Annotated in this window: 13 protein-coding genes; all 13 read left to right on the forward strand. The window is 46.5% G+C overall.

Annotated elements, in window-relative coordinates:
• The first annotated feature begins 85 nt into the window (after positions 1–85).
• Positions 86–3703, forward strand: coding sequence for a DNA-directed RNA polymerase subunit beta' (gene rpoC / locus B9Y93_RS23730; RefSeq protein ID WP_085498978.1), 3618 nt, complete (start codon positions 86–88; stop codon positions 3701–3703).
• 212 nt (positions 3704–3915) lie between these two features.
• Positions 3916–4173: a ribosomal L7Ae/L30e/S12e/Gadd45 family protein gene (locus tag B9Y93_RS23735; RefSeq protein WP_085499067.1), complete on the forward strand. Its 258-nt coding sequence runs from the start codon at positions 3916–3918 to the stop codon at positions 4171–4173.
• A gap of 130 nt (positions 4174–4303) precedes the next feature.
• Positions 4304–4723, forward strand: a complete 420-nt coding sequence (rpsL, locus tag B9Y93_RS23740) for a 30S ribosomal protein S12 (RefSeq protein WP_085498981.1) — start codon at positions 4304–4306, stop codon at positions 4721–4723.
• A gap of 50 nt (positions 4724–4773) precedes the next feature.
• Positions 4774–5244, forward strand: a complete 471-nt coding sequence (gene rpsG / locus B9Y93_RS23745; RefSeq protein WP_085498982.1) for a 30S ribosomal protein S7 — start codon at positions 4774–4776, stop codon at positions 5242–5244.
• A 56-nt stretch (positions 5245–5300) separates the two neighbouring features.
• Positions 5301–7376, forward strand: coding sequence for an elongation factor G (gene fusA / locus B9Y93_RS23750; RefSeq protein WP_085498984.1), 2076 nt, complete (start codon positions 5301–5303; stop codon positions 7374–7376).
• Positions 7377–7476: 100 nt separating this feature from the next.
• The gene (tuf, locus tag B9Y93_RS23755; protein WP_085498986.1) at positions 7477–8667 is read left to right on the forward strand and encodes an elongation factor Tu; all 1191 of its coding nucleotides are present in this window, start codon (positions 7477–7479) and stop codon (positions 8665–8667) included.
• Between the two features lie 362 nt (positions 8668–9029).
• Positions 9030–9338 (forward strand): 30S ribosomal protein S10, encoded by a 309-nt coding sequence (rpsJ, locus tag B9Y93_RS23760; protein ID WP_006676490.1) that lies wholly within the window; start codon positions 9030–9032, stop codon positions 9336–9338.
• Between the two features lie 51 nt (positions 9339–9389).
• Complete coding sequence (gene rplC / locus B9Y93_RS23765) at positions 9390–10013, forward strand: 50S ribosomal protein L3 (protein ID WP_085498989.1); 624 nt, start codon at positions 9390–9392, stop codon at positions 10011–10013.
• Between the two features lie 25 nt (positions 10014–10038).
• On the forward strand, positions 10039–10662 hold the full coding sequence (gene rplD, locus B9Y93_RS23770; RefSeq protein WP_085498991.1) for a 50S ribosomal protein L4: 624 nt from the start codon (positions 10039–10041) through the stop codon (positions 10660–10662).
• Positions 10662–10952, forward strand: a complete 291-nt coding sequence (gene rplW / locus B9Y93_RS23775) for a 50S ribosomal protein L23 (protein ID WP_085498993.1) — start codon at positions 10662–10664, stop codon at positions 10950–10952. The genes rplD and rplW overlap by 1 nt, the downstream gene beginning before the upstream one ends.
• Before the next feature lie 31 nt (positions 10953–10983).
• The gene (rplB, locus tag B9Y93_RS23780) at positions 10984–11814 is read left to right on the forward strand and encodes a 50S ribosomal protein L2 (RefSeq protein ID WP_085498994.1); all 831 of its coding nucleotides are present in this window, start codon (positions 10984–10986) and stop codon (positions 11812–11814) included.
• Positions 11815–11886: 72 nt separating this feature from the next.
• A complete protein-coding gene (gene rpsS / locus B9Y93_RS23785) occupies positions 11887–12165 on the forward strand; it encodes a 30S ribosomal protein S19 (RefSeq protein ID WP_085498996.1) in 279 nt (92 codons plus the stop codon).
• A gap of 33 nt (positions 12166–12198) precedes the next feature.
• Entirely contained in the window at positions 12199–12531 is a 333-nt protein-coding gene (gene rplV / locus B9Y93_RS23790; RefSeq protein ID WP_085498998.1) for a 50S ribosomal protein L22, read from the forward strand.
• Positions 12532–12539 lie beyond the last annotated feature (8 nt).

Raw genomic sequence — 12539 nt, forward strand, 5'->3', positions numbered from 1 at the left:
CAAGGCGATTCTCATCGGAAGTTCACTAGGCCGTCTTGCAGTGAGACGGTGATCTCAAGTACAGATTAAGGAGGGTCGCTCCTAGATGGACGTCAACAATTTTGAATTTATGAAGATTGGTCTCGCCTCTCCGGAGAAAATTCGTTCCTGGTCCCGTGGTGAAGTGAAAAAACCAGAAACGATTAACTATCGTACGCTTAAGCCAGAAAAAGAAGGCTTGTTCTGCGAAAAGATTTTTGGTCCAACAAAGGACTGGGAATGTCATTGTGGTAAATATAAGCGTGTTCGTTACAAAGGAGTAGTCTGTGACCGATGCGGCGTTGAAGTCACGCGTCAAAAAGTTCGTCGTGAACGTATGGGTCATATCGAATTAGCAGCACCTGTTTCTCACATTTGGTACTTCAAGGGAATTCCAAGCCGTATGGGTCTGGCTCTTGATATGTCGCCTCGTTCCTTGGAAGAGATAATCTACTTCGCTTCCTACGTGGTTACGGATCCAGGTGATACGCCACTTGAGAAGAAGCAGCTTCTTTCCGAGAAGGAATACCGCAGCTATCGTGAAAAGTATGGTCATGCATTCTCTGCAGGCATGGGTGCTGAAGCCGTAAAGAAACTTCTTCAAGATCTTGATCTTGATAAAGAGATGGATTCGCTAAAAGAAGAGCTTCGTACAGCTCAAGGTCAACGCCGTAATCGTGCGATCAAGCGCCTTGAAGTCATCGAAGCATTCCGCAACTCCGGCAACAACCCGGACTGGATGATTCTTGACGTGCTTCCGGTAATCCCGCCAGAGCTTCGTCCGATGGTTCAATTGGACGGTGGCCGCTTTGCAACATCTGACTTGAACGACTTGTATCGTCGTGTCATCAACCGCAACAACCGTTTGAAACGTTTGCTTGATCTGGGTGCACCAGACATCATCGTGCAGAACGAGAAGCGTATGCTTCAAGAAGCGGTTGATGCCTTGATCGACAACGGTCGCCGTGGCCGTCCAGTAACTGGACCGGGTAACCGTCCGCTCAAATCTTTGAGCCATATGCTCAAAGGTAAGCAAGGTCGTTTCCGTCAAAACTTGCTCGGTAAGCGTGTTGACTACTCCGGCCGTTCCGTTATCGTGGTAGGACCAAGCTTGAAGATGTATCAATGTGGTCTTCCAAAGGAAATGGCATTGGAATTGTTCAAGCCGTTTGTGATGAAAGAGCTCGTAAATAAAGGCTTGGCACACAACATCAAGAGTGCAAAACGCAAGGTTGAACGTGTCAGCCCTGAAGTATGGGATGTGCTCGAGGAAGTTATTCGTGAGCATCCAGTGCTGTTGAACCGTGCACCAACGCTTCACAGACTAGGTATTCAAGCATTTGAACCGATTCTTGTAGAAGGCCGTGCCATTAAGCTTCACCCTCTCGTATGTACAGCGTATAACGCCGACTTCGATGGTGACCAAATGGCGGTTCACGTTCCATTGTCAGCAGAAGCACAAGCTGAAGCTCGCCTTCTTATGTTGGCAGCAGGCAACATCTTGAACCCTAAAGACGGCAAGCCGGTTGTAACACCGTCTCAGGATATGGTTCTTGGTTCCTTCTTCTTGACGATGGACAACAAAGAAGCAAAAGGCACAGGCATGCTGATCGGCAACGTTCATGAAGCCGTATCCGCATATCAACGTGAAATTGCTTCGCTGCATGCGCGTGTTGTTATCCCAGCTCGTGCATTGAACAAAACTTGCTTCACGGAAAAACAACAAAATGCGCTGCTCGTTACGACGATTGGCCGTATTATCTTTAATGAGATCTTCCCTGAAGATTTCCCATATATCAACGAGTCGACTAAACGCAACCTCTTTGATGGTACTCCTGATGAGTACTTCATCTATGACAAAGGAGCGGACATTCGTTCGATCATCGACACCTTGCCGCAGACAGGCGCTGTAGGTAAGGATTATCTGGGCCAAATCATTGCACGCTGCTTCGAAGTCTTCCATACGACGAAGACATCCGTGATCCTCGATAAGATCAAGCAGCTTGGCTTTACGTACTCAACTCGTGCAGGTATCTCTATTGCTGTATCCGACGTAGTCGTTCCGCAGGAAAAAGTAGAGATCCTAAGAGAGTCTGAAGAAAAAGTTAAGGTCATTATGAATCAATATCGTCGTGGTCTGATCACGAACGATGAGCGTTATGACCGCATTATCGATATTTGGTCAAAGTGTAAGGATCAATTGACAGACGTCCTGCTCAAATCCATGGATCGATACAATTCGATTATGCTCATGGTTGATTCCAAAGCACGGGGTAACAAATCGCAGATCACTCAGCTTGGTGGTATGCGTGGTCTGATGGCGAACCCATCTGGTCGTATCATCGAGTTGCCAATCAAATCGAACTTCCGTGAGGGACTGACGGTCTTGGAGTACTTTATCTCCACGCACGGTGCGCGTAAAGGTCTTGCCGATACCGCCCTTCGTACCGCTGACTCCGGTTACTTGACTCGTCGTCTTGTTGACGTTGCGCAAGATGTTATTGTTCGTGAAGATGATTGTGGAACGGATAAAGGCTTTATGGTCAGCAATATCTCTGATGGCAAAGAAGTTATCGAGGGCTTGTATGACCGCATCGAAGGCCGTTACTCCTTCCAGACGGTTAAGCATCCAGAGACAGATGAAGTGCTTGTCAACCGCAATGAATTGATTGATTCTGATAAAGCAGAAGCAATCGTCAAAGCAGGTGTGAAGCAGCTTCAAATCCGTTCTGTGCTTAGCTGCCGATCGCGTCATGGCGTATGTAAGAAGTGCTATGGCCGCAACTTGGCAACAGGACAACATGTGGAGATCGGGGAAGCAGTTGGAATTATCGCTGCACAGTCCATCGGGGAACCAGGTACACAGCTCACCATGCGTACGTTCCATACCGGTGGTGTTGCGGGAGACGATATTACACAAGGTTTGCCGCGTATCCAAGAGTTGTTCGAAGCGCGTAATCCGAAAGGTCAAGCAACGATCTCGGAGATTGATGGTGTGATCAAAGAGATTCGTGAGGTTAAAGACCGTCGTGAAATCGAGGTACAAGGTGAAGCGGAAACAAAAGTTTACGCTGCAAGCTATGGCTCTCGCATTCGCGTGCATGAAGGCCAAACGATCGAAGCTGGTGACGAAATCACCGAAGGTTCCATTGATCCGAAGGAAATGCTTCGCATCAAAGGTATTCGTGGCGTACAGAACTACATTTTGCAGGAAGTACAGCGCGTATACCGGAACCAAGGGGTAGAAATCAACGACAAGCACGTTGAGGTTATGATCCGTCAGATGCTGCGCAAGATCCGCATTATCGATAATGGCGATACAACGCTGTTGCCAGGATCGTTTGTGGATATGCATGAGTATGAAGAAGCGAACAAAGTTGCGATTGTTGCTGATAAAGAGCCTGCTGTTGCAAAACCGGTACTTCTCGGTATTACAAAAGCATCGCTTGAAACTGACTCCTTCTTGTCCGCGGCCTCCTTCCAAGAGACAACTCGTGTCTTGACAGATGCTGCGATTAAAGGCAAGGTTGACCAGCTTCTTGGCCTTAAGGAGAACGTTATTATCGGTAAGCTGATCCCTGCTGGTACAGGTATGAGCCGTTACCGCAATGTCAAAGTAACGAATCCGCTTAACGAACAAATGGAAGAAGCTTTTGAGCAAGCCGGTGTAGGCGTAGCTGAATAAGCTTTTGTATTAGAACATGTTGGCTGGCGGCGCAGTCTCTAATCGAGGCTGTGTCGCTCTAGCCGCATGATAGAAGACAGGCTTCCAATCGTTTACTAATCAAGGGAATAACTGCTGTTTTTTCTGAGGATAAAAACCGCTTGACACTGCAAATTCAAAGTGCTAAGATATCGTAGTGTGCCCAAGACATTTGCCTGTGCTTTTGGAGGATGTTGTCGATGGATAATAATCTACAGGACGCCAAGGTCAAGATTGGGACGAAGCAGACAATGAAGATGGTTGAACAGGATTTAGCCATTGAAGTATTTGTTGCTTTAGATGCTGATGCCAAATTGATCTCAAAGGTTTCGAGTCTTTGTCGGAAGAAGTCTGTGAAGCTCACAGAGGTTGCGACTATGAAGGAACTCGGCAAGGTCTATGGAATCGATGTTGGTGCAGCTATGGTAGCTGTTGTTAATGAAGATTCGTAACCGATGTTTTTGTTGAGGATTGAACTCCGAAGCAAAAACTTTTCATTTGCTCGTTTATGAACCGCCTGGGTCTGTGGGCATAAATGATCGAATTGTAAAGGTGTTATTACATGGGAAGGGGGTGGCAAGAATGCCAACAATCAACCAATTGGTTCGTAAGGGCCGTAAAGCTAAAGTAACGAAATCCAAATCCCCAGCATTGCAAAAAGGATTTAACGCCTTGAAACGTGCTGAAACAGATTTGAGCGCTCCTCAAAAACGTGGTGTATGTACTCGTGTAGGTACAATGACGCCGAAAAAACCGAACTCCGCACTTCGTAAGTATGCGCGTGTACGTTTGACTAACCGTGTTGAGGTTACAGCATATATCGGTGGTATTGGTCACAACCTGCAAGAGCACAGTGTTGTTCTCGTACGTGGCGGCCGTGTTAAGGACCTTCCGGGTGTTCGTTACCACATCGTTCGCGGTGCGCTTGATACTGCAGGTGTGAACAACCGTATGCAAGCTCGTTCCAAATACGGTACGAAGCGTCCTAAAGAAAAAAAATAATAAGCTAGTTTCATGATAAAACATGAACTTTTTTGGAAAGGGGGATTACAATGCCACGCAAAGGACCAGTAGCAAAGCGTGATGTATTGCCAGATCCGGTATACAACAGCAAGTTGGTAACTCGCTTGATCAACCGTGTTATGATCGACGGTAAGCGTGGTGTTGCTCAAACGATTCTTTACGACGCATTCAAGTCTATTGAAGAGCGTACTGGTAAAGATCCTATGGAAGTGTTTGAAGCAGCACTCAAAAACATTATGCCTGTTCTTGAGGTTAAAGCTCGCCGTGTAGGTGGTTCTAACTATCAAGTGCCTATCGAAGTTAAACCAGAGCGTCGTGTCTCTTTGGGACTTCGTTGGTTGGTTAACTATTCGCGTAACCGCGGTGAAAAAACAATGCAAGAGCGTTTGGCAGCAGAGATTATCGATGCTTCCAATAACACTGGAGCAGCTGTTAAGAAACGTGAAGATACGCATAAAATGGCTGAAGCGAACAAAGCATTTGCTCACTACCGCTGGTAGGATTAAGCTCTGCTTAGCTCGGATTCACCAACTCATATTTGAAGGGAGATCCACACATGGCAAGACAGTTCTCCTTGGCAAATACGCGTAACATCGGAATCATGGCTCACATCGATGCCGGTAAAACAACAACTACGGAGCGTATCTTGTTCTACACAGGCCGTACTCACAAAATCGGTGAGGTGCACGAAGGTGCTGCAACAATGGACTGGATGGAACAAGAGCAAGAACGTGGTATCACGATTACTTCCGCAGCAACAACTGCACAATGGAAGGGCCATCGTGTTAACATTATCGATACTCCGGGTCACGTTGACTTTACGGTAGAGGTTGAGCGTTCCCTTCGCGTATTGGACGGAGCCGTAGGCGTATTCTCTGCAAAAGAAGGCGTAGAGCCGCAATCCGAAACAGTTTGGCGTCAAGCTGACCGTTACGGTGTACCTCGTATTGCTTACGTTAACAAAATGGATATCATCGGCGCTGACTACCTCAACGTTATTGAATCCATGAAGGATCGTTTGCAAGCGAACGCTGTTGCGATTCAATTGCCTATCGGTGCAGAAAATGATTTCAAAGGCATTATCGACCTTGTTGAGCTAAAAGCTCACATCTTCAAAGATGACCTCGGTCGTGATGTTGATATTGTTGACGTTCCAGAAGAGTTCAAAGCTCAAGTCGATGAACTCCGCATGGAATTGATTGAGAAGGTTGCAGAACTTGACGAAGAATTGATGATGAAATACCTTGAAGGCGAAGAGCTTACGATTGAAGAAATCAAAGCTGGTCTCCGCAAAGGGGTATGTAGCGTTCAAATCTTCCCAGTAGTATGCGGTTCTTCTTACAGAAACAAAGGCGTTCAGATGATGATCGATGCAGTAGTTGACTACTTGCCATCTCCTCTTGATGTTCCTGACATCAAGGGCCAACTTGAAGACGGTGAAGAAGTGATTCGTCACTCCTCCGATGAAGAGCCATTTGCGGCGCTTGCCTTCAAGATCATGACTGACCCTTATGTCGGTAAGTTGACGTTCTTCCGCGTGTATTCTGGTGTATTGAACTCCGGTTCTTACGTTCTGAATGCAACCAAAGGAAAACGTGAACGTATCGGCCGTATCCTTCAAATGCATGCGAACAGCCGCGAAGAAATCGACATTGTATATGCTGGTGACATCGCTGCTGCAGTAGGTTTGAAAGATACAGGTACAGGTGATACACTGTGTGATGAGAAACATCCGGTAATCTTGGAGTCCATGGACTTCCCAGATCCAGTTATCGAGATCGCAGTTGAGCCTAAGACCAAAGCTGACCAAGACAAGTTGAGTGTCGCACTCGGCAAGTTGACTGAGGAAGATCCTACTCTTCGTGCACATACAGACGAAGAAACAGGACAAACCATCTTGGCAGGTATGGGTGAGCTTCACTTGGACATCATCATCGACCGTATGCGTCGTGAGTTCAAGGTAGACACGAATGTTGGTAAGCCTCAAGTTGCTTACCGCGAAACATTCAAGACTGCTGCTAAAGTCGAAGGTAAGTTTGTTCGCCAATCTGGTGGTCGCGGTCAATACGGTCACGTATGGATCGAGTTCGCACCTCAAGAGCCAGGCGAAGGCTTCAAATTCGAAAACAAGATTGTCGGCGGTGTCGTTCCTCGTGAATACGTACCAGCTGTTCAAGCCGGTATCGAAGAATCGATGAAGAGCGGTGTCCTTGCAGGATTCCCACTCGTTGACATCAAAGCTACAATCTTTGACGGATCATACCATGATGTTGACTCCAGTGAGATGGCGTTTAAGATTGCTGGTTCCATGGCGCTTAAAGCAGCTAAGGACAAGTGTAGCCCAGTTATTCTTGAGCCTATCATGAAAGTCGAAGTTACAGTGCCTGAAGAGTACATGGGTGATGTAATGGGTATGCTGAACTCCCGTCGTGGACGTATCGAAGGTATGGATTCCCGTGGTGGTGCACAAATTATCCGTGCTAAGGTACCTCTCGCTGAGATGTTCGGTTACTCCACGACACTTCGCTCCGGTACACAAGGCCGCGGTGTGTTCTCGATGGAACTTTCTCACTATGAAGAAGTTCCACGCAGCATCTCCGAAGAGATTATTGCTAAGCATAAAGGCGAATAATCTCGTCTCGTAGTGTTTCATATGGCCGGCTTAAGACGACTATCGCTGGAGTCGGCCTCCTAAATACATTCTATTCCACGATTAAGGAGGAATTGTTCAAATGGCAAAGGCAAAATTTGAACGTAATAAACCGCACGTTAATATTGGTACTATTGGTCACGTTGACCATGGTAAAACTACTTTGACTGCTGCTATCACAACTGTATTGTCCAAACGTTATGGTGGTGCTGCAATCGCATTTGACCAAATCGATAAAGCTCCAGAAGAGCGCGAGCGCGGTATCACAATCTCTACTTCCCACGTAGAGTACGAAACACCTAACCGTCACTATGCACACGTTGACTGCCCAGGTCACGCTGACTATGTTAAAAACATGATCACTGGTGCTGCTCAAATGGACGGCGCGATTCTCGTAGTATCCGCTGCTGACGGTCCAATGCCACAAACTCGTGAGCACATTCTTCTTTCCCGCCAAGTAGGCGTACCATACATCGTAGTGTTCTTGAACAAATGCGATATGGTTGAAGACGAAGAGTTGCTTGAGTTGGTTGAAATGGAAGTTCGCGATCTCTTGAGCGAATATGAATTCCCTGGAGACGACACTCCAATCATCCGTGGTTCCGCTCGTGAAGCGCTTATGAACCCAGATGGCGAGTGGGCTGACAAGATCGTTGAAATGTTCGAGCAAATCGACACTTACATCCCAACTCCAGAGCGCGACACTGACAAGCCTTTCTTGATGCCTGTCGAGGACGTATTCTCCATCACTGGCCGTGGTACAGTTGCTACAGGTCGTGTAGAGCGCGGTACTGTTAAAGTAGGCGACGAGATCGAAATCGTTGGTATCCAAGAAGAAACTCGCAAGTCTGTAGTAACAGGCGTTGAGATGTTCCGCAAGCTTCTTGATTCCGCTCAAGCTGGTGACAACATCGGTGCATTGCTCCGTGGTGTTGACCGTACTGACATCGAGCGCGGTCAAGTATTGGTTAAACCAGGCACAGTTAAGCCGCACACTGAGTTCTCCGCTCAAGTGTACGTATTGACTAAAGAAGAGGGTGGCCGTCATAAGCCGTTCTTCACTGGTTACCGTCCACAGTTCTATTTCCGTACAACTGACGTAACAGGCGTTATCGACCTGCCAGAAGGTACTGAAATGGTTATGCCTGGCGACAACATCACTGTATCCGTTAAATTGATCGCTCCAATCGCGATCGAAGAAGGTACACGCTTCGCGATCCGCGAAGGCGGACGTACTGTAGGTGCAGGTGCGGTTGCTTCCATCAGCAAATAATTGAAGCTTAATGCTTCTTGCAATCCCTCGGCTTAGCAGCTGAGGGATTGTTTTATTTATGGGAAATACCAACTGCTATGCCATGAGTTACCGTGGCTTTATAAGGCTTGCCCATATATAATGGATAAAGTGATTTGGGCGAAAAAAGTTGTATGAAGTTTCTAGTTAATTGCATGTATGAAAATTAGATAAATGCTTGCAATTGCCTAGAAGTTTATATATAATAGTGAATGTTGTTCGTCGACGTTGCGATGAAGTGAGAGGTTACTGACACACCCGGCCCCTTTGCCATGGGTGGTGTGACAGAAAATTTTCACGGAGTATGTCCGATGCAAAATTGGGCGATTAAAGGAGGGAATGAAATGGCAAAGCAAAAAATTCGTATTCGCTTGAAAGCATACGACCACAGAATTCTTGATCAATCCGCAGAGAAAATTGTTGAAACAGCGAAGCGTTCCGGTGCAGGTGTATCTGGTCCGATTCCGTTGCCAACTGAGAAGCAAGTGATCACTATTCTTCGCGCGGTGCACAAGTATAAGGATTCTCGTGAGCAATTCGAGATGCGCACACATAAGCGTTTGATCGACATTGTGAATCCTACACCGCAAACAGTTGATGCGTTGATGAGACTGGACCTGCCGTCCGGTGTAGATATCGAAATCAAACTGTAAGGTAAGTAACTAACACACGACTGTATTTATGGAAGGAAAAGAGGTGTCAACATGAAAGGTATCTTAGGAAAAAAACTTGGCATGACTCAAGTGTTTACCCCAGAAGGTAACGTCTTGCCAGTAACCGTGATTGAAGCTGGTCCTAACGTTGTTCTTCAAAAGAAAGATGTGGAGAATGATGGTTATGAAGCGATCCAAATCGGCTATGCTGATAAAAAGGAAAAGAACGCTAACAAACCAGAACAAGGCCATGCAAAGAAAGCTAACACAACGCCTAAGCGCTACGTTAAAGAACTTCGTGGTATCGATCTTTCTCAATATGAGGTTGGCCAGGAGTTGAAAGCCGACATCTTCACTGAAGGCGAATTTGTTGACGTAACAGGCATTTCGAAAGGTAAAGGCTTCGCCGGCGTTATCAAACGTTGGGGACAAAGCCGCGGCCCTATGGCTCACGGTTCCCGTTACCATCGTAGACCAGGTTCCATGGGTTCCATTCAAGCGAACCGCGTTCCTAAAGGCAAACGTCTTCCAGGACACATGGGTACTGACACAATCACGATTCAAAACCTTGAAGTTGTAAAAGTGGATGCAGAACGCAATGTAATCCTCGTTAAAGGCTCCATTCCTGGTGCTAAAAACAGCTTCGTTAAAATTAGATCTTCTATTAAGAAGTAATTGTTGAAGAAAGGAGGAGCTTAGAATGCCTAAAGTAGCAGTATACAACATCTCCGGTACGCAAGTTGGCGAGATCGAACTCGCAGACAGTGTATTTGGAATTGAGCCGAACAAACATGTTCTTCATGATGCAGTTGTTATGCAGCTTGCATCCATGCGTCAAGGTACGCACAAAGTAAAAGGACGTTCCGAGGTTCGCGGCGGTGGCCGTAAGCCATGGAAACAAAAAGGAACTGGCCGTGCGCGTCAAGGTTCAATCCGTTCCCCACAATGGGTTGGCGGTGGTACTGTATTCGGACCTACACCACGCAGCTATTCTTATAAGCTTCCTAAGAAAGTACGTCGTCTTGCGATCAAATCTGCACTTTCTACTAAAGTGTTGGAAAACCAAATCATCGTATTGGATGAGTTGGCAATGAACGCACCAAAGACAAAAGAATTCCAAGCTATGCTTAATAACCTTAAAGTAGATCGCAAAGCACTTGTAGTTGTGCCTGAGTACAACGACAATGTAGCGCTCTCCGCTCGTAATATCCCATCTGTAAAATTGGTGGCGGCTGATGGAGTGAACGTGTATGACGTACTTCGTCATCAAAAGCTCATCATTACGAAGGATGCGGTTTCGAAGGTAGAGGAGGTGTTCGCATAATGAAGGATCCTCGCGATATCATTATCCGTCCGATCATCACTGAGCGTACTGCTGAGATGATGGATAGCCTGAAGTATGTATTCGAAGTGGATATGCGTGCTAACAAGACGGAGATCAAAGATGCAATCGAGCAAATCTTCAAAGTAAAAGTAGCGAACGTGAACACTTTGCGTGTTCCTGCCAAGCCTAAGCGCTATGGCCGCCACAGTGGCTATACTTCCGAATGGAAGAAAGCTTTTGTTACTTTGACTTCTGATAGCAAACCACTTGAGTTTTTTGAAACTGTATAATTAAAAGTCTTGAGGTAAGGAGGGAAAACTAGTGCCTATCAAAAAGTACAAACCGACATCCCCGGCTCGTCGTGCTATGAGTGTTTCTACATTCGAAGAAATTACAACAAGCACTCCGGAGAAATCGTTGCTTGCGCCTCTTAGCAAAAATGCTGGACGCAACAACCAAGGTAAGATTACGACTCGCCACCACGGCGGAGGTCACAAACGTAAGTACCGTGTGATCGACTTCAAACGTAACAAAGATGGCATTCAAGGCCGCGTTGCTACAATTGAGTATGATCCAAACCGTACTTCCAACATCGCATTGATCAACTATGCTGACGGTGAGAAGCGTTATATTATCGCTCCTAAAGGTCTTAAAGTTGGCGATGTAATCATGTCTGGCGCAGGTTCTGATATCAAAATCGGTAACGCTATGCCGCTTGAAAACATTCCAGTGGGTACAGTTATCCACAACATCGAATTGCAACCAGGTAAAGGTGGTCAGTTGGTTCGCGCCGCTGGTACGGAAGCGCAATTGCTTGGTAAAGAAGAGCGTTATGTAACAATTCGTTTGTCTTCTGGCGAAGTTCGCAAAGTGTTGAAAGTTTGCCGTGCGACTATCGGATCCGTAGGTAATGGTGACCATGAGCTTATCAAAGTTGGTAAAGCTGGTCGCAGCCGTTGGATGGGCAAACGTCCTACTGTCCGCGGGGTTGTAATGAACCCAGTTGATCACCCACACGGTGGTGGTGAAGGACGCGCGCCAATCGGACGTAAATCTCCGTTGTCTCCATGGGGCAAACCGACACTTGGTTACAAAACGCGTAAAAAAGGTAAGCAATCCGACAAGTATATTGTTCGTCCTCGTACGAAGTAATATTAGCTCGGTGACATATCGAAGCATTGTAACAAAAGAACGATACAGGTTTCCTGAAGGGAGGATTTACACATGGGTCGCAGTTTGAAAAAAGGACCATTCGTTGATGGTCACCTGATGAAAAAAGTTGAAGTGATGAACGAAACAGAGAAAAGAACTGTTATCAAGACTTGGTCTCGTCGTTCCACCATTTTCCCTCAATTCATCGGTCATACATTTGCGGTATATGATGGCCGTAAGCACGTGCCTGTGTATGTGACAGAGGATATGGTAGGTCACAAACTTGGTGAATTCGCGCCAACTCGTACGTACAAAGGTCATGACGACGATAAGAAAACGGGTAGACGTTAATATTGAACATCGAAATTGAGGGGAGGTACTACCATGCAAGCGAAAGCTCATGCGAAGAACGTTCGCATCGCTCCTCGTAAAGTTAAGCTCGTGATCGACTTGATCCGTGGTAAGCAAGTAGGCGAAGCGATTGCGATTCTGCGTCACACGCCGAAATCAGCTTCTCCAGTAGTTGAGAAATTGCTGAACTCTGCGATTGCGAATGCAGAACACAACTACCAAATGGACGTCAATAAACTTGTAATCGAGCAAGTTTATGCGAACGAAGGTCCAACGTTGAAACGTTTCCGTCCTCGTGCTATGGGACGTGCAAGCCGTATCAACAAGAGAACAAGCCACATTACTATCGTGGTATCCGAGAAATAAGGAGGGAA

The organism is Paenibacillus aquistagni (genome assembly GCF_900177815.1).
In the GTDB taxonomy this organism is placed as follows: Bacteria; Bacillota; Bacilli; order Paenibacillales; family Paenibacillaceae; genus Paenibacillus_B; species Paenibacillus_B aquistagni.